This is a genomic window from Flavipsychrobacter stenotrophus, from assembly GCF_002954265.1.
Taxonomy (GTDB): domain Bacteria; phylum Bacteroidota; class Bacteroidia; order Chitinophagales; family Chitinophagaceae; genus Flavipsychrobacter; species Flavipsychrobacter stenotrophus.
The window spans coordinates 812,097-830,831 of sequence record NZ_PPSL01000003.1 but is presented as its reverse complement, the minus strand read 5'-3'; the positions used below and the strand labels follow the sequence as shown (position 1 = coordinate 830,831).

Genomic DNA, 18,735 nt, shown 5'->3' with positions numbered 1-18,735 from the left:
CAATGTATTCATCTCCCGACAAAAACACAAAACTCATTAAAGACGAAGCGTCAAGGCTAGGCTTTAATAGTTGTGGCATAGCCAAAGCTGTGCAGCTGGAAGATGATGCAGTACGGTTGGAACAATGGCTGAGTAAGGGTTACAACGCAGGCATGGAATATATGGAGCGTAATTTCGACCTGCGCATAGACCCTCGTAAACTGGTGCCCGGAGCTAAGTCTGTAATCACCCTGCAGCTTAACTATTACCCTGCGGAACAGCAGCAAGCCCTTGCACCTAAAATAGCCAAGTACGCATGGGGTACCGACTACCATTATGTGATCAGGGAGAAACTCAATCAGCTGCTCGATTTCATCAACACCAACATCGGCGCTGTTGATGGCAGAGGATTTGTAGATAGTGCGCCGGTACTGGAGCGCAGCTGGGCCGTGCGCAGCGGATTGGGTTGGATAGGCAAGAATGGAAACGTACTTACCCGCAACTCCGGTTCCTTCTTTTTTATAGCCACCCTCATTACCGACCTTGAGCTGAGTACGGATGCACCTTTCACCACAGATCATTGCGGCACCTGCACCCGCTGCATAGATGCCTGCCCTACCGATGCTATTGTATCGCCCACAAAGATCGATGCGACAAAATGCATCTCTTACCTTACTATAGAATTAAAGGATGCATTGATCCCATCAGAGTTCCACAACAAAATGGAAAACTGGATGTTTGGCTGCGACATATGCCAGGACGTTTGCCCCTGGAACCGTTTTTCTAAGCCCAATACAGAAGCCAACTTCACACCGATACCGGAGATACTCAATCTATCAATGAGACAGTGGGAAGAACTGTCAGAAGACGCTTTCAATAAAATATTCAAAAACTCGCCGTTGAAGCGGTCCAAATGGAAAGGGATGCAAAGAAATATTAGTTCAATAGGTTAACATGTTGTGCGATAATTAACTCAACAGACTGTTAGATCTTCTCATTGCCGAATTGTCAAATTGTCGAATTGCCCAATTCATTCAGCCATTGCGCAATTACTTTTTGTTCTTCCCTTCCAGCATAGGCACAAAAGAAAAATCACCGGTTTCTTCTTCGTGAATGTTACCTGTCGCGTCTTTGGTAATACGCAGCATCTTCTGCTTGCCATCATCACCAACAGGTATCACCATAATACCGCCCGGCTTTAATTGCTGTATCAGTTTAGGTGGAATGAAAGGAGCACCGCAGGTAATGATGATCTTATCGAATGGGGCAAATGTTGGGAGACCTTCAAAACCATCGCCATAAAACCGCTTGATGTTGAAGTACTTCTTCATAAAGAAGAACTTCTCCACATAGTCAAACAATTCTCTTTGCCTTTCTATGGTATATAATGTAACACCCATTTCGGCCAATACACATGCCTGGTAAGCACTACCTGTGCCTATTTCCAACACCTTGTCAAATTTCTTTATCTCCAGCAGCTGAGTCTGGTAGGCAACTGTGTATGGGTGAGAGATGGTCTGACCGGCTGTAATAGGAAATGCACGGTTCTCATATGCCTGCCTTTCAAAGGCCGGGTCAAGGAAATAATGCCTTGGCACTGCCTCTATGGCAGCAAGCACCCGTTCGTCGGTCAGTACTTGTTGATCATTGATCTTTTTATCGCGTAATATCTGTACTAACTGCTTCCGTAGTCCTTTCTGTAGGTATGAATCTTCTCTTTCCTTACTGTGCAACATCTACCCGTAAAGATAAATAAACTAAAGGTTCCCTTCAAGAAATTTCAACCCGTCGCGGTCAATAAAATATTGTGCTATACAACAAAGCATAATTACCTATCGGCTTACGACTTATGACTTTCGACTTACGACTCTCTTCTAAAAAATACTCATCAACTCTTCCAGGTGCTTTATCTCGTAAGTCGGCTTTCTATCGTGTGGCTTTTCGTGCGGATTAAAGTAGACAGAATCCCAGCCGGCATCTATAGCCCCGAGGATATCTATATCAACAGCATCGCCTATCATTATACTATCTGCCACATCGGCATTTGCCAGTTTCAGCGCATATTCAAATATCTCTTTATACGGCTTCATGCTATTACTCTTCTCCGAAGTGATCAGGTGGGTGAAATAGCGGGCTATACCAGAGTACTGCAGCTTCAGGCGCTGGGTAGTCTCAAAACCATTGGTGATCAGGTGCATCTCATATCTTCCCTTACAGTGCTCCAGCAACTCTTTGGTATGCGGCAGCAGCAATGTTTGCGTAGGTAAGATCTCCAGGTAGGCCACACCCAGTTCATGTGCCAGCGCCGTATCGGTTACTTTAAAATCCAACAGCATCAGCCACATACGCTTCCACCTCAGTTCATCGCGCTTAATGAAACCCTTCCTGTACCTATCCCACAACTTATCGTTATGCACATTATAAGACTTGAACATCTCATCAAAGTCTTCAATACCTTCTCCCTTCAGATTCAGCTCATGATACAACTGTCTCATTGTGGCTTCCGAATTCTTATCAAAATCCCAAAGAGTATGATCCAGGTCAAAAAAGAGATGCTTGTATTGTTTAGACATAAGTAGGCAAGTTGTAAAGAAGTACGATATTGTAAATATAAACCGCAGGCGGCTGTTTATATTGTTTGGTGTATGTTAAATAAAAAAGCCATTCCGGGTGTCCGGAATAGCCTTCTCAATACTATGTAGAAATTACATTACCTTCTTACGGTGGTAAATTCTGTCGTCGTTAAATTCTGTAAGTGCCTGAAGTGGCGCGTTAGCCATACGCTCATAAATGCGTGATATTTCTATCTGCTCTTTATTCTCGTGTACTTCTTCCAGGTTATCAGCATGTACGGAAAACTCATCCAACTTGCGGTGAAGCTCTTCCTTCATGTTCACAGATATCTGGTTAGCCCTTCTGCCAATGATGGAAATAGACTCGTACAGATTACCTGTCTTATCCTTAAGTGCGATCACATCGCGTGTTTCCAACAAAGGATTAACTGAAGAAAAAGATTTTTTACTTGTGCTCATCGCGTATTTTTTTAACGTTATTATTTGCTTCTATATTTAATTGCTCCGCATCCGCAAGGTACTTAGAATTCGGATAATTATCTTTTAATTCTCTGTAGGCGGTAATGGCATTGGCAAAACGCTCTTCCTGCTTTTCAGGAACGCTTGCTTTTGCGTACTTATAAATGGCCTTCATGATCATGAACTGGTACAGGTCGCCGTTGGTCGATTCCGGATAGTTCCTCAGTACACTTCTGTAAGCTACAGTGGCAGCTTTGAACTGGCTGATATTGAAGTACAATCTGGCTGCGTCTGCTTCCTTATTCTCCAGTTTCTTGTGCGAAGCCTCAATATAGACCATCGCTTCAGGTATTCTCTTAGAGTTCGGATACCTGTTCACATATCCCTGCAGGGCTTCCAGCGCCTTTATTGAGTTGGTCTGATCCAGCGTATACTTAGGTGCGTACTTATACAAACAAACAGCACTCATAAATTCACACTCTTCAGCGTCTTTGCTTGTAGGGAAGTATTCGGTGAAGTTCTTAAAGTTGTAAGAAGCATCTATATATGCCTTTTGGTAGTACAAAGTGTAAGCATACTTGTAATACAGCGCTTCAAAGTTCCTGGTGCTCTTCATAATGGGCATCAGGTCTTTATACAACTCATAGGCATGTGTCCATTCCTTTTTATCGAAATACTCATTTGCCTTTGTCAATTTGTAATTAACATCGCTGCTTTTCCTGATCTTCTCAAAATGTCCGCACGAGCTGAACATCAGAACACCCAAAAACAAATACAATAATTTTCTAACGCGTAGCTGCATACAGGGTGACAAAGATATTGAAAAAGTTGGTTTCAACTATATCTGATTTGTTAAATGATATAACCGGATTTTTCTAACGGCAAAACAGGTGATTTCACAGGTTATCCACACATATTCACAAGTTACCAACATCGACAAATCGCTGTAACGCCATTATTCGTCTGTAATCATTGCCAGATAAGGGTTTCAGGTACATATATTTTTGTGGATAATTATAGTAAGTGGGAAATTGTGGGAAATTGTGGGAAGTTTTGTTATTTTGTGTAAATAATCTACCAATAGTCTCAAAATGTCAAATTTCCTCGGTGAATACGAAGTAGCAATAGACGCCAAAGGGCGTATGCTACTGCCATCGGCCTTCCGCAAGCAATTGCCGGAGACCAATGGAGGAAACTTTGTCATCAACAGAGGTTTTGAAAAGTGCCTTACACTGTATACAACCGAAGTCTGGAATCCTATTGCAAAGAAGATCAATAAGATGAATGACCTGGTAGCAGGTGTAAGAGATTTTAAGAGATTATTCATGAACGGCGCCACACCATTAGAAATGGATAGCGCAGACAGGCTGTTACTGCCCAAGCAATTACTGGAGTATGCCGGTATGAAAAAGGACATTGTAATGGCAGCTCAGGGAAATAAAGTAGAGCTGTGGGATAAAGATACGTACTACGAATACATGCGCCAAAACGCAGCGAAATTCAGCACGTTGGCCGCAGAAGTAGCAAAAGATTACGGTAACCCATTTGACACAGACGATAATGAGTAACCCTGATTTTTACCACACTACGGTTCTATTAAATGAAACGGTGGACGGACTGGATATCAAAGAGAATGGCACCTATGTAGATGCCACTTTCGGCGGCGGTGGGCATAGCAGGCTTATATTGTCAAAGTTGGGGCCGGAAGGCAGATTGATAGCATTTGACCAGGACGAAGATGCGTGGAGAAATAAGCCTGACGACGACAGATTGATACCTGTGACGGAAAACTTCAAATACCTGCGTCGCTTTTTGAGGCTGCACGGCATTAACGAAGTAGATGGCATACTGGCAGATCTTGGAGTGAGTTCATTCCAGTTCGATACGGCAGAAAGAGGTTTTTCGCTGAGGTTCGATGGCCCGCTGGACATGAGAATGGACAAGCGTTCAGAGTTAACGGCAGCAGAGATACTGCGCACCTATACGGAACCACAGTTGCACAAACTGTTTGAGCAATATGGCGAAGTAAGGAACTCTAAGCAGCTGGCAAAGCATATAGTGGACAACCGCAAGGCGATGAAGATAACCACCATAGCTGCATTGAAAGCAATGCTGGCACCGGTAATGAGAGGCGGAAACCCCAATAAGTACCTGGCGCAGGTGTTCCAAGCCCTGAGAATAGAAGTAAACGATGAGCTGGGTGTATTGAAAGACTTTTTACAACAGTCGGCTCAGAGTTTAAAACCGGGAGGAAGATTAAGTGTGATCTCCTTCCATTCATTAGAAGACAGGATAGTAAAGCAATATATAAAAAGAGGTGTGTGGGACGATAACGAGGAGAGCAAACAGGTGTTGAGGCCGATCAATAACAAGCCCATAGAACCTACAGAACAAGAACTAAAGGCAAATAACCGGGCGCGCAGCGCACGGCTGAGAATAGCGGAGCGATTATGAGTAACGAAGATGAAAAAATACCGCAGGAGCATATAACACCTGCACAGAGGGTAAGAAGTGACTGGCGATCACTGGTGGAGAAGTTATCTTATAAAGCTATCGTTAATAACATCCCCTACTTTGGTTTCATAGCGCTTTTGTGCGTTTTCTATATAAGTAACAGTCACCGCTCTATTGAGATACAGCGGGAAACGAATAAACAATACAAGGCACTGAAAGAGCTGCGCTGGAAGCATATGGACGTACAGTCTCAGCTGATGCAGGTGAAAACAGAAACACAGGTAATAAAGAATGCCGAAGCAATAGGATTAAAACCGTCTCTATTACCGGCATATAAGATAAGTAAGAAGTAAAAGAGTAGTAAGTCAAGAAGAACTAAGGGGAAGCGAAAAATGAGTTTAAGCATTAAACAGGACATTAGGTTCAGGGTGTACATGGCGTTTACAGGCATTTGCCTGTTCGGTATCGCTATTGTCATCAAGGCCGCAATGATCCAGTTTCAGGAAGGGCCTAAACTTCGTGCACTCGCTAAAGAAATGCACACCCGCTTCGATACACTTAAGGCAGACAGGGGAAACATATATAATGAAGACGGCGTACTACTCAGCTCTTCTATTCCTGAGTTCGAAGTACACATTGACTTCTCCGTTATTGACTCTGGCCTCTTTGCCAAGAACATTGATACGCTGGCCGGATGCGTAGCCAACCTCTTTGCAGACAAATCTGCAGAGATCTATAAAGAAGAGTTCGTTCGCGCCTACAACGATGGCGAGAAGTACTATCTTCTTGGTCGTAAGTTGAAGTACTACCAGCACGAAGCATTGCGCTCTTTCCCTATATTCAACAAAGGAAAGGGACTGGGTGGTTTCATCTCCGACCCTAAGGAAAAGAGAGAAGCGCCTTACAAAACATTGGCTTACCGTACTATCGGCATCTTCAGAGACAGTAACGTAACCGGCCTTGAAGCTACTTATAATGACACCCTAACCGGAGAAAATGGTCGTCGCATCGTTCAGAAATCAACAGGCGGTGCATGGGTACCTATCGAAGGCTCTGAAGTAGACCCGCAGAATGGCAAGGACATAGTAACTACACTGGATATGAACATCCAGGACGTTGCAGAACATGCGTTGCTGAGTCTGTTGCAGAAATACGAGTGCCTCTACGGGACTTGTATTGTCATGGAAGTAAAAACAGGTAAGATCCGCACGTTGGTCAACCTGGGCAGACAAACCGACGGCAGCTACTTTGAGGATTTCAACTACGCCATGATCCCTACAGAACCGGGTTCTACATTCAAACTGGTTACTCTTTTATCATTACTGAATGACAAGATGATCAATGTGGACGACATTGTAGATGCGGAAGGTGGGGCTATTCGTTTTGGCAACAGAACTATGAACGACTCTCACCTGGGCCTGCACGCAATGCCTATCTGGAAGGCATACGCTGAGTCGAGCAATGCGGCAATGGCAAAACTGGCTAACCAGCACTACAAAGACAATCCGTCAAAGTATATTGAGCACCTTACCAAGCTGCATCTCGATCAGCCAACAGGTATAGACCTGGCGGGAGAGCGCAGAACAGTGATCACTAAGCCGGGCATGACCACATGGAGCAATACCACGCTACCATGGATGGCAACAGGCTATGGTATACTCATTTCACCACTGCACACCTGCATGCTGTACAACGCTATTGCAAACGATGGTAAGATGATGCGCCCATACCTGGTTAGCTCTATCCGCGAATACGGCAAAGAAGTAAAGTCATTTGCACCGCATATGATTGAGCAGGTAGGCGACTCTAACACAATAGCACAGCTGCGCAAATGCACACGTGCCGTAGTGACAGAAGGCACAGGTAAAGGAATTGAATCTCCATATTATACAATGTCCGGCAAAACCGGTACTGCACAGGTAGCAGATAAGGGCATCAGGTACACAGATGGTGTTTACCAGGGTTCTTTTGTAGGCTACATGCCGGCCGAAGCACCGAAGTATACTATATGCGTGGTTATCCGCACAAAGCCGCATTCAGCAGCTTACTATGGTGGTACTATCGCCGCACCGGTATTCAGGATGGTTGCAGACAAGATATTTTCAGAGAACATGGGCGCATGGGCTGGCCCATTAGATAGTTTCGCAAAGACCAACAATGGCAGGCTTACATCAAGCATGGCCACAGCACGTAACTACAGAACTCTCCTTAACGGCATTAAGAAGCCAGCACCAACACCGGGCGACTATCTGAACCAGATGATGCAGATGTCTACCGACTCATCAAAGAAAATGACCATTCTACCGGCAAAATTATTCAGAGACATCATGCCGGATCTGAAGGGGATGGGATTGAAAGATGCAGTGTATATGCTGGAAACATGCGGACTACAAGTGCAGGTGATGGGCAAAGGCAAAGTGCAATCGCAATCTATAATACCGGGAACAAGAATAAATAAAGGACAAAACGTAATACTCCAATTAAGCTGATGCCAACATTAAAAGACATATTGGTAAATATTGACCCTTCACAAGTGAAGGGTTCGGCGACTATTGAAGTCAACGGCCTTTGCATTGACTCCCGCAAAGTGACGGCAGGTTTTGTATTCATAGCCATCAAGGGCACTTTGTCCGATGGTCATGGCTTTATTGAGAAGGCGATCACCGACCGTGCGGTAGCTATTGTTTGCGAAACAATGCCGGCTACACTTGCAGAAGGTGTTACCTATATAAAAGTGAAGGACAGCGCTGCAGCTGCCGGACTGATGGCCGATGCATTTTACGGCTTTCCGTCATCAGAATTGAAGATAGTAGGCATTACAGGTACTAATGGAAAAACCACTACTGCTACCCTGCTCTATCAGCTCTTTGAAAAATTGGGTTACAAGTGCGGTCTGTTATCTACCGTACAGAATCATATACACAAGCAGGTAGTAGTGGCAACACACACTACCCCCGATGCTATCTCCATCCATGCATTGCTCAGGCAAATGGTGGATGCAGGTTGTACACATGCATTCATGGAAGTAAGCTCACACGCAGTGCATCAGCAGCGCATTGCGGGCATCAGGTTTGCAGGTGGCGTGTTTACCAACATTACGCACGACCACCTCGACTACCACAAGACTTTCGATGAATACATCAGGGTGAAGAAGGCATTTTTCGATGGCCTATCAGCCGAAGCATTCGCCATTACTAATGCCGATGATAAGCGCGGTACGGTAATGCTGCAGAATACCAAAGCAGAGAAATTGTCTTACAGCCTGCGTATGCCGGCATCAATAAAAGGCAAGGTGCTGGAAAACAGCCTTACCGGCCTGGTAATGAATGTCGACGGTATCGAAGCGCACTTCAGCATGATTGGTATTTTTAACGCTTATAATCTGTTGGCGGTTTACGGCGCGGCAAAGCAACTAGGCGAAGACAAGATGCAGATCCTCGAAGTGCTTAGCGCATTGCGCGGCGCACAGGGCAGGTTCGAAACCTACATGTCTAAAGTAGACAAGGTATTGGGCATAGTTGACTACGCACATACGCCCGATGCATTGATCAATGTACTGGCTACTATCAACCAACTGCGCACTAACGGGCAAAGGCTCATCACGGTAGTAGGCTGCGGTGGCGACAGAGATAAGACCAAGCGCCCTATAATGGCTGAGGCGGCTTGCGAGCACAGCGACAAAACAATACTCACTTCCGATAACCCGCGCAGCGAAGACCCGGAAGCAATACTTGATGATATGGAAAGTGGGCTGAGTACAGCCATGAAAAGAAAGTGCCTGAGGATTACCGACAGGCGCGAAGCAATAAAAGTTGCATGTTCACTGGCCATGGCGGGAGATATTATTCTCATAGCAGGCAAAGGACACGAAACATATCATGAGATAAGCGGTGTAAAACATCATTTTGATGACCGCGAAGAACTAACCCAAACGTTTGAAACACTAAGCAAATAACAGGCATAAATGCTGTACTATTTATATAAATATCTGCACGACACACTCCAGCTACGCCTTATTGGGTTGGGCGTGTTCAACTATATCACCTTCAGGGTGGCTATGGCTATTATCCTTTCGTTGGTAATATCCATGCTGTTCGGCAAAAGGCTGATCAACTTCCTGCGGAATAAACAAATAGGCGAAACTGTACGTGACCTGGGCCTTGATGGCGAGAAAGCAAAGAAAGGAACGCCTACTATGGGTGGACTGATCATCATAGCAGCAATACTCATACCTACATTACTGTTTGCACGGGTAATGAATGTATATATAGTCTTAATGATCGTCTCTACGATATGGCTGGGTGTTATCGGCTTCATCGACGATTACATTAAGGTGTTTAAGAAAAACAAAGAAGGCCTGGCAGGTCGGTTTAAAGTTATAGGCCAGATAGGGCTCGGTATCATCATCGGTGTTACCATGTACTATAACGACAATGTGATCATCAGCCGAGAAGTAAAGAATGGCACCGGTGTTTACAACAGTGAAGAAAAGCTGGAAAGAGGCCGTTTCACCCGTAAAGATGATAAGGGCGGAGAACATAACTACGTAAACGTAAGAACAGCAACTACTACCCTGCCATTCATCAAGACGCATGAATTCAGGTATGAGAAAATTGCCGAGCTTTTTGGTGAAAAGTATATAGCCTATACTACTCCAATCATCTACGTACTGTTCGTCATCTTCATCATTGTAGCTGTCTCCAACGGCGCGAACATTACCGATGGTATAGACGGACTGGCAACAGGGGTATCGGCGATCATTGGTGTCTGCCTGGGTGTATTCGCCTATGTATCGGGTAACTACATATTTGCCGGCTACCTCAATATTATGGATATCCCTAACCTTGGTGAGCTATCCATTTTCATTGGCGCATTCGTAGGCGCATGTGTCGGTTTCCTATGGTACAATGCCTATCCCGCGCAGGTATTTATGGGCGATACCGGCAGCCTGGCACTTGGTGGTATCATCGCATCGCTGGCTATCATAGTGCGCAAAGAGTTATTGATACCTATTATCTGCGGCATATTCCTGGTTGAGAATGTTTCAGTGATGCTGCAGGTATGGTACTTCAAGCGTACAAAAAAGAAAACAGGCGAAGGAGTCAGGATATTCCTGATGGCACCACTTCACCACCACTACCAGAAACTGGGCTATCATGAGTCTAAGATCGTAACCCGCTTCTGGATCATTGGTATCATACTGGCCATAATGAGTATAGTAACATTAAAACTGCAATAACAATGAGTGCAAACAACAAAAAGCTCGTGATACTGGGCGCCGCTGAAAGCGGTGTAGGTGCCGCATTGCTGGGCAACCAGCAGGGCTGGGATGTGTTTGTAAGCGATGGCGGCACTATCAAGCCATCATTCAGGGCTATGCTGCAGGATAATGGTATCGCTTTTGAAGAAGGCGGCCACACCGAAGGGAAGATACTCACAGCCGATTGTGTAGTAAAAAGCCCGGGAATACCCGACAAAGCAGAAATAGTAAAGAAGATAAGGAATGCCGGTATTGAAGTGTGCAGTGAGATCGAGTTTGGCTACCGCTACAAAGGTGACAGCAAGATCATAGCTATAACAGGCAGTAACGGAAAGAGTACAACAACAAAACTTACCTGGCACATACTTAAGACCGCCGGCTACGATGTGGCCATGGTGGGGAATATAGGCCGGAGCTTTGCTTTGCAGATATTTGAAAAACCATGTGAATGGTATGTAATAGAGGTCAGCAGCTTTCAGCTCGATGATATCCATCAGTTCAGGCCCGATATAGCTGTACTGCTCAACATTACACCCGATCACCTGGACCGATACAATTACGTTTTTGAAAATTATGTTGCGTCTAAATTTAAGATCACACAAAACCAATTACCATCAGATCTTCTTGTTTTAAACATTGACGATCCTGCTATCAACAACTACTTAACCACCCATTCGATTCACGCCAAAACAGTACACATTACAATGGACGAAAATAAGATTCACGACGAAGGAGCATTTGTGAACAAAGACAATTTACACATCAGGTATGACGGAGATGACATGCAGGCTTCGGTTCACGACCTCACTATAAAAGGCAAGCACAATCAATTTAATTCTATGGCAGCGGGCATTTCGGGCAGAGCGGCACACATCAGAAAGGAGAAGATCCGCGAAAGCTTTGAGTCTTTTGAAGGATTGGAGCACAGGTTGGAATATGTCGCTACCGTCCGCGGCGTAGAGTTCATCAATGATAGTAAAGGCACCAACGTAAACTCTGTATGGTTTGCATTGGAGAGTATGACAAAACCTGTGATCCTGCTTCTTGGCGGACAGGACAAGGGCAATAACTACCACGAGATCGAAGGGTTAGTAAAAGAAAAAGTAAAAGCTATCGTTTGCCTTGGCGTGCATAACGAGCCTATTCACGATTTCTTCTACAGCTTTGTGCACACCATCGTAGACACCACCAGCGCAAAAGACGCCGTCCATGCGGCTTATGCACTGGCAGACAAAGGTGATGTGGTATTGCTTTCACCGGCATGTGCCAGCTTCGACCTTTTCAAAAATTATGAAGACAGAGGACAACAATTTAAGGAAGCGGTTCGCAGCCTTTAATAGACAATAAAAATAACAATGAGCGTAAAAAAATTGCTTAACAAGACGAAAGGAGACCAGGTCATTTGGGCCGTGGTGATGGTGCTGTCGCTCATCAGCCTCCTCGCCGTGTATAGCAGTACCGGTTCATTGGCATACCGTAGCGAAAAAGCATCCAGTTTCTTCCTGCTAAAGCAGGTAATGGTATTGGGTCTTGGGTTGCTCATCATTTATTGGGTGCATAACATTAACTACACAAAGTTTGCTAAAGTGGCAGTACTACTCTACTTCATTAGCATACCATTGTTATTATATACTTTGCTCTTTGGCACAAGCCTCAATGAAGGCTCTCGTTGGATAAAACTACCGGTGGTCAACCTCACTTTCCAGACTTCTGACCTTGCCAAGCTGGCATTGTTCATGTTCCTGGCGCGGGTGTTGAGTATGAAGCAGGCCGTGATCAAAGATTTTAAGAAGGGTTTTTTACCGGTTTTGTTGCCCATGTTATTGACTTGCGCATTCATTGCCCCGGCCAACCTGTCTACAGCGTTGATGTTGGGTGCTACATGCAGCATAGTATTCTACATTGGCCGTGTACAGGTAAAGCACCTGTTACTGCTGGGTGCCGTAGGTATCATGGGCGTCACGCTCTTGTTCGTTGGCTCTAAAGTAACAGGAATAGGTCGTGCTAAAACATGGGAAAAGCGTATCATGGACTTCACCGACAGATCTAAGAAAGATCCTAAGCAGGAGGACGTATACCAGGTACAGCAGGCGAAAATAGCCATCGCAAATGGTGGTGTTACAGGTCGCGGCCCGGGCAACAGCCTGCAGCGTAACTTCCTGCCTCACCCTTATTCAGACTTCATCTACTCTATCATCATAGAGGAGTATGGTCTGCTAGGTGGTGCGGCGCTGGTGTTCTTTTACTTATTGTTCTTGTGGCGAAGCATCCTCATATTCAAGCGGTGCCCGTTTGCATTTGGCGCCTTCCTCGCGGTGGGGTTAAGTATTACACTGGTATTCCAGGCTATGCTCAATATGGCGGTAAATGTTCACCTGGTACCTGTAACCGGTCTTACATTACCAATGGTAAGTATGGGTGGTTCATCTATCTGGTTTACCAGTGTGGCTATCGGCATCATACTCAGCGTAAGCAAGTATGTAGATGAGATGGAAGGTGGCAAGAAGAAAGCAGGCAAAAGGAAAATAGAGAAGCAAGAGAAAGGTGTAGTAACAACCGACAGCGCAGTAGATGACGCCATTGACGAAGAAGAAGAAGAAGAAAATGCAGAAATAGCATCAAAGATATTTGTACAAACAGGTAAAAGAGGAACAGCCGGCGGTGTAATACCGGCAGGAGCATAACATGGACAACTTGCGTATCATAATAGCGGGCGGCGGAACCGGGGGGCATATCTTCCCTGCGGTAGCTATTGGCCGTGCACTGCAGCGTTTGCTGCCGGGCACGCAGCTATTATTCGTAGGCGCATTGGGTAAGATGGAAATGGAAAAGGTACCACAGGAAGGTTTTGAAATAGTAGGGCTGGACATTACAGGCTTCGACCGCGGCAATTTGTGGAAAAATTTCCTGCTTCCTTACAAGATCATCAAGAGCCGTATAATGGCTCGCCGCATATTAAAGAGCTTCAACCCCGCTGCCGTTGTAGGTGTGGGTGGTTATGCAAGTTTCCCTATGCTCAGCGCCGCACAAGCCTTGCAGATACCTACATTGATACAGGAACAGAACTCGTTTGCAGGAAAGACAAACAAAATATTGGGAAGGAAAGCAAAAGCAATATGCGTTGGCTACGACAATATGCAAAACTTCTTTCCGAAAGAAAAATTGATAATGACCGGTAACCCTGTAAGAAGGGAAATAACCGAAATGAATGTAGATGCAGCAACTGCTAGGGCAATGTTTCAACTACAGGAAAACGTAAAAACAATATTGGCGGTTGGTGGTAGCCTGGGTGCACGTGCTATAAACGAGAGCATTGATGCCAATCTTGATGAACTGATGAAGGAAAATGTGCAGTTGGTTTGGCAAACGGGTAACCACTACCACGAGCAGGCAGTGAAGCGTGCGGCAGCATATCCGGGCAGGGTCATCACGGTAGCATTTATCAGGGAAATGGCATATGCTTATACGGTCGCCGACATAGTAGTATCAAGGGCCGGCGCATTAGCAATAGCTGAATTGTGTATTGCCGGAAAACCAGCCATATTAGTGCCACTACCAACAGCAGCCGAAGATCACCAGACCAGCAACGCCAAATCTTTGGTGAACATGGATGCGGCTATTCTGGTAAAGAACGAAAATGCTATGACACAGCTTTTACCTGAAATAAAGGCACTGCTGCAAGACGAACAAAAACAGACCCGCATGTCTGAAAACCTGCGGGCAATGGCAATAACGAATGCGGATGAGAGGATAGCACATAAAATAATAGCAATAGCAAAGTAAGATGAACGTAAAAGAAATAAAAAGAGTGTACTTCGTAGGCATAGGCGGCATAGGCATGAGCGCTGTGGCAAGGTTCTTCCTGGCCCAGGGCGCTGTGGTAAGCGGCTATGACCGCACCGAGACCGTGCTTACAAAAAAGCTGGTTGAAGAAGGCATGTCCGTTCATTATACCGATGATGTTAACCTGCTGGATAAAGAAACTACGCTCGTAGTTTATACTCCTGCTATTCCAAAAGACCATACTGAGCTTAACTGGTACAGGGATAATAACTTCCCGGTATACAAGCGTAGTGACGTATTACAGTGGATCACTGAAACTTTGCACGCCATCACAGTTGCAGGCACTCATGGCAAGACTACAGTATCTACTATGATCGCTTATTTGCTGCGCGAAACAGGCTATGGCTGCCATGCCTTCCTCGGTGGTATCTCTGTAAATTACCAGAGTAACTACTGGAGCAGCACTAACGACACAGCAGTTATTGAGGCCGATGAGTACGATCGTAGCTTCCTGAAGTTATTCCCAGACGTAGCTGTATTAACCGCTATTGACGCGGATCACCTGGATATCTATGGCACGGTTGAGGAAATAGAAAAAGCGTTTATTCAGTATACTAAAAATATTAAGCCCGGTGGCACGCTATTGGTAAAACATGGCTTACACAGGTCTTCAGAATTGACAGCTACCAACAAACTTACTTACAGTCTTACCAATACCGCAGCAGATATCTATAGCGAACACATGATGCAACGTCATGGTGGCTATACATTCGATGTAGTAGGCAAGGGCTGGACCGTTCGTCACCTGCACATCAACATTGGCGGATTGCATAATGTAGAGAATGCAGTAGCAGCTGTTGCCGTTACTCAGTTGTTGGGTATAGATGGTGAGAAGGTAAGGGAAGCACTGGAAAACTTCAGGGGCATTAAGCGCAGGTTTGAATACATCATCAAGTCCGACAGAATGGTATTTATTGATGACTATGCACACCACCCTGAGGAATTGTCTGCACTCATTCGCAGCGCCAAGCACCTGTTCCCCGACCGTAAGTGTGTTGTTGCATTCCAGCCGCACTTGTTCTCCCGCACCCGCGATTTCGCTGATGGGTTTGCAGAAAGCCTGGATATGGCTGACGAAGTGTTGTTGTTAGACATCTACCCTGCGCGTGAATTGCCAATGGAAGGTGTGACCGCAAAGATGATAACAGACAGAATGAAGAACGCAGCGCACTCAATAGTATCTAAAGAGGGTTTGCTGGAATATGTAAAGAACAACCCGCTCGATATGTTCATCACATCAGGCGCCGGCGATATTGACAAATTAGTTGAACCGATTAAAGCGATACTGGAAGCAAAGTAAATGGCTGTAAAAAAGAAGATATCGATCAGGAAGATCCTGCAGGTGTTCACCACACTTGTAGCGGCCTCTGCTTGTATCACAGCCATCATCAGCGCATCTAAGATCGAAGGGGATAAAAAGCTGGAACGTGTGGAAGTACACATCAACAGCGGCAAGAAGTACCATTTTATTGAGGAGAAGCAAATATTAGACGAAACGATCAACAACAGGAATATAGATATAATGCACACCCCTATTAATAAGCTGGACGTCCAGAGCATGGAGCGCGTACTCAAGGCAGACCCTTGGGTGGCCGACGCATCCCTGTATATCGACGCCCGCAGGGTATTGCATATGTCTGTTACACAGCGCATACCTGTAGTACGCATCTTCGGCCAGGCCAGCGAAAGCTACTATATGGATAACACATTGAGCATTATGCCACTGTCGCCTAACTTCAATTTCTATACTTCAGTTGTAACCAATATGCCCACATTGAACAACGACAGTGTAGGTGCTATGTTGAAGAAAAACGTGCTGATGCTGGTACACAACATACAAGCCGACACCTTCTGGAATGCTCAGGTATCGCAGATCATCGTCGACTCTGACTATACATTCGAGCTTGTACCGGTGCTGGGCGATCAGCGCATCATATTCGGTGATACATCGAGAATGAAGGAGAAGTTCAGCAACCTATATGCTTTCTATACCAATGTCCTCAACCGCATTGGCTGGGATAAATACCAGACCCTCGATGTTCGCTTTAAAGGTCAGGTAGTAGCGTCTCCGTCATTACCTTATAAGGGCCCGGTTGACAAGGGTGCTGTCAGTATGAACTGGATCAACAGTATAGTTCAGACAGAAGCTAAAATGGATTCTACACACGCCATAGCAGTGGAAGCAAAAGCGAAAGATGTAGCCGCCAAAGAAGCTAACAAACCTGAGGCAGGTGCCAAGACGGTAATCATTAAAAAAGAAGAAAAGAAAGACCCTAAAAAGGATATAAAAAAAGAAGACAAAAAAGAGCCTAAGAAAGATGTGAAGGCAGATGTAAAGAAAGACGTAAAGGCTACACCAAAGAAAGATATAAAACCGGAAGCGAAAAAAGAAGTAAAAAAAGACCCGAAGAAAGAAGAAAAGAAAGCACCGGTTAAAAACATTAAAAAAGAAGTAAAGAAAGACATCAAAAAAGAAGTAAAGAAAGTAGTGAAGATCGGTCCTCCGGAAGAGGTAAAAGATATACAGAAGGTAGGTGCAAAGATCGCTGATAAAAAGATCACACCTCCGGTGAAAGACGCAAAGAAAAAAGAAGACGTAAGTAAAGACAAGAAAAAAGATAAGGAACCGAAGAAAGCCAAGTACACGCTTCCTGTTGACGACAATAATAATTAAAGTAGTTTTTAAACATAATGTGATATGAGCAACAAACAACAACCTATCATCGTTGGCCTGGATATCGGGACCACTAAGGTAGTGGCCATCGCAGGTAGAAAAAATGAGTTCGGGAAGATCGAGATCCTCGGTTTTGGTCGAGCGGAATCTGCCGGCGTTAGTCATGGTGTTGTAATGAATATAGAGCAGTGTATCCGCTCTATAGAACAAGCCATTGAAAGATGCCTCCTTTCTAATCCCCAGTTGGAGATAAAGGATGTATACGTGGGCATAGCCGGCCAGCACATCAAGAGCCTGCAGACCCGCGGAGACAGAGTACGTATGAATGCCGATAACGAGATCAGCAAGGAAGATATCGACCTGTTGATCAAGGATCAGTATAAGACGTACATCCCCGCAGGTGATCAGATCATCGACATTATCCCGCAGGACTTTACAGTCGACAGCACGTCGTTTGTAACAGACCCTATCGGTATGAGCGGTGTAAAGATCGGCGCTAACTTCCACCTCATAACAGGTGACAGGAACGCTATCCGAAACATCAATCGCTGCGTAGAAAAGTCTAACCTTAAAACAGTAGACCTGGTGCTTCAGCCATTGGCTTCTGCCGCTTCAGTAATGAACGACGAAGACCTGGAAGCTGGTGTAGCTATCGTAGATATAGGCGGTGGCACTACCGACATGGCCGTATTCTACGATGGTATACTTAAGCACACAGCGGTAATACCTTATGCCGGCGTGAATATCACTAATGATATCCGCAATGGTCTTGGCGTATTGAAGGCACAGGCTGAGCAAATGAAGGTACAGTTTGGTATGGCGTTGGCACAGGAAGCCAATGCAAGTGCATACATCACTATACCTGGCTTGCGTGGTTTGCCGCCAAAGGAGATCTCTGTTAAGAACCTGGCTCATATCATACAGGCTCGTATGCAGGAGATCCTCGATTACGTTTTGTATCACCTCAAGCAGATAGATCTTGATAAGAGATTGTTGGGCGGTATCATCCTTACGGGTGGTGGCGCGCGCCTGAAGCACCTTACACAAATGACTGAGTTCGTTACCGGCCTCAGCGCCCGTGTAGGCTTGCCTAATGAACATCTTGCAGGCGGCCATGCAGATACATTAATGAACCCAATGTATTCAACATGTATCGGTCTTATTCTTCGTGGTTATCACGACTTCGAAAATGGCCGTATGCGCTTCACAGGTCAGGGCGGCAATTACATGCATGTTCCTGGTGCCGACGTTGAAAAGATCGACCTGGCGCCAATTGTAGCCGAAGGACAGATCGAAACAATGGACGACATTACCGACGAACATCAGGAGGCTTTACAACAGGAAGATGTAAAAGAAAAGAACCGCAAACGCAATGAAAAGGTCAAAGGAATGTTCGACATGCTAAAAGGAAAGTTTATCAGCATGTTTGAAGATGTCGATGACCAACCAATTGACTAACATAACTTAGTAACAAACAACAACTCACAATAATC

At 45.2% G+C, this 18,735-nt stretch carries 17 protein-coding genes; 13 read left to right on the top strand and 4 right to left on the bottom strand.

Features of this window, described 5'->3' with window-relative positions:
- The first annotated feature begins 2 nt into the window (after positions 1-2).
- Positions 3-932: a tRNA epoxyqueuosine(34) reductase QueG gene (gene queG, locus CJD36_RS13515; protein WP_105039709.1), complete on the top strand. Its 930-nt coding sequence runs from the start codon at positions 3-5 to the stop codon at positions 930-932.
- A gap of 96 nt (positions 933-1,028) precedes the next feature.
- On the opposite strand, the gene CJD36_RS13510 is transcribed toward queG, so the two are convergent.
- The 4 genes from CJD36_RS13510 to CJD36_RS13495 form a co-directional block, all read right to left on the bottom strand.
- Positions 1,029-1,715 carry a protein-L-isoaspartate(D-aspartate) O-methyltransferase gene (locus CJD36_RS13510; protein ID WP_105039708.1) on the bottom strand — a complete coding sequence of 229 codons (687 nt, stop codon included), beginning with the start codon at positions 1,713-1,715 and terminating at the stop codon, positions 1,029-1,031.
- 138 nt (positions 1,716-1,853) lie between these two features.
- A complete protein-coding gene (locus CJD36_RS13505; protein ID WP_105039707.1) occupies positions 1,854-2,552 on the bottom strand; it encodes a YjjG family noncanonical pyrimidine nucleotidase in 699 nt (232 codons plus the stop codon).
- Positions 2,553-2,684: 132 nt separating this feature from the next.
- A complete protein-coding gene (locus tag CJD36_RS13500) occupies positions 2,685-3,011 on the bottom strand; it encodes a DNA-directed RNA polymerase subunit omega (RefSeq protein ID WP_105039706.1) in 327 nt (108 codons plus the stop codon).
- A complete protein-coding gene (locus CJD36_RS13495; RefSeq protein WP_105039705.1) occupies positions 2,998-3,813 on the bottom strand; it encodes an outer membrane protein assembly factor BamD in 816 nt (271 codons plus the stop codon). Before CJD36_RS13495 ends, CJD36_RS13500 begins: the two co-directional genes overlap by 14 nt.
- 289 nt (positions 3,814-4,102) lie before the next feature.
- Here CJD36_RS13495 and mraZ point away from each other — a divergent pair, with 289 nt between their 5' ends.
- From mraZ to ftsA, 12 genes are read left to right on the top strand one after another with little or no spacing between them, the layout of a single operon-like run.
- Positions 4,103-4,579, top strand: a complete 477-nt coding sequence (mraZ, locus tag CJD36_RS13490; protein ID WP_105039704.1) for a division/cell wall cluster transcriptional repressor MraZ — start codon at positions 4,103-4,105, stop codon at positions 4,577-4,579.
- Positions 4,572-5,465 carry a 16S rRNA (cytosine(1402)-N(4))-methyltransferase RsmH gene (rsmH, locus tag CJD36_RS13485; protein ID WP_105039703.1) on the top strand — a complete coding sequence of 298 codons (894 nt, stop codon included), beginning with the start codon at positions 4,572-4,574 and terminating at the stop codon, positions 5,463-5,465. The genes mraZ and rsmH overlap by 8 nt, the downstream gene beginning before the upstream one ends.
- A complete protein-coding gene (locus tag CJD36_RS13480; protein WP_105039702.1) occupies positions 5,462-5,818 on the top strand; it encodes an FtsL-like putative cell division protein in 357 nt (118 codons plus the stop codon). The genes rsmH and CJD36_RS13480 overlap by 4 nt, the downstream gene beginning before the upstream one ends.
- Before the next feature lie 39 nt (positions 5,819-5,857).
- Entirely contained in the window at positions 5,858-7,954 is a 2,097-nt protein-coding gene (locus CJD36_RS13475) for a penicillin-binding protein (RefSeq protein WP_105039701.1), read from the top strand.
- Positions 7,954-9,420, top strand: a complete 1,467-nt coding sequence (locus CJD36_RS13470) for a UDP-N-acetylmuramoyl-L-alanyl-D-glutamate--2,6-diaminopimelate ligase (protein ID WP_105039700.1) — start codon at positions 7,954-7,956, stop codon at positions 9,418-9,420. Before CJD36_RS13475 ends, CJD36_RS13470 begins: the two co-directional genes overlap by 1 nt.
- A 9-nt stretch (positions 9,421-9,429) precedes the next feature.
- On the top strand, positions 9,430-10,704 hold the full coding sequence (gene mraY / locus CJD36_RS13465) for a phospho-N-acetylmuramoyl-pentapeptide-transferase (RefSeq protein WP_105039699.1): 1,275 nt from the start codon (positions 9,430-9,432) through the stop codon (positions 10,702-10,704).
- 2 nt (positions 10,705-10,706) lie between these two features.
- Positions 10,707-12,062, top strand: coding sequence for a UDP-N-acetylmuramoyl-L-alanine--D-glutamate ligase (gene murD / locus CJD36_RS13460; RefSeq protein ID WP_105039698.1), 1,356 nt, complete (start codon positions 10,707-10,709; stop codon positions 12,060-12,062).
- 18 nt (positions 12,063-12,080) lie between these two features.
- Positions 12,081-13,409 (top strand): FtsW/RodA/SpoVE family cell cycle protein, encoded by a 1,329-nt coding sequence (locus CJD36_RS13455; protein WP_105039697.1) that lies wholly within the window; start codon positions 12,081-12,083, stop codon positions 13,407-13,409.
- Between the two features lie 10 nt (positions 13,410-13,419).
- The gene (gene murG, locus CJD36_RS13450) at positions 13,420-14,508 is read left to right on the top strand and encodes an undecaprenyldiphospho-muramoylpentapeptide beta-N-acetylglucosaminyltransferase (RefSeq protein ID WP_394337889.1); all 1,089 of its coding nucleotides are present in this window, start codon (positions 13,420-13,422) and stop codon (positions 14,506-14,508) included.
- A gap of 1 nt (position 14,509) precedes the next feature.
- The gene (murC, locus tag CJD36_RS13445) at positions 14,510-15,868 is read left to right on the top strand and encodes a UDP-N-acetylmuramate--L-alanine ligase (protein ID WP_105039695.1); all 1,359 of its coding nucleotides are present in this window, start codon (positions 14,510-14,512) and stop codon (positions 15,866-15,868) included.
- Positions 15,869-17,242: a cell division protein FtsQ/DivIB gene (locus tag CJD36_RS22915; protein ID WP_117601799.1), complete on the top strand. Its 1,374-nt coding sequence runs from the start codon at positions 15,869-15,871 to the stop codon at positions 17,240-17,242.
- A 24-nt stretch (positions 17,243-17,266) separates the two neighbouring features.
- The gene (gene ftsA / locus CJD36_RS13435; RefSeq protein WP_105039694.1) at positions 17,267-18,700 is read left to right on the top strand and encodes a cell division protein FtsA; all 1,434 of its coding nucleotides are present in this window, start codon (positions 17,267-17,269) and stop codon (positions 18,698-18,700) included.
- Positions 18,701-18,735: the final 35 nt, after the last annotated feature.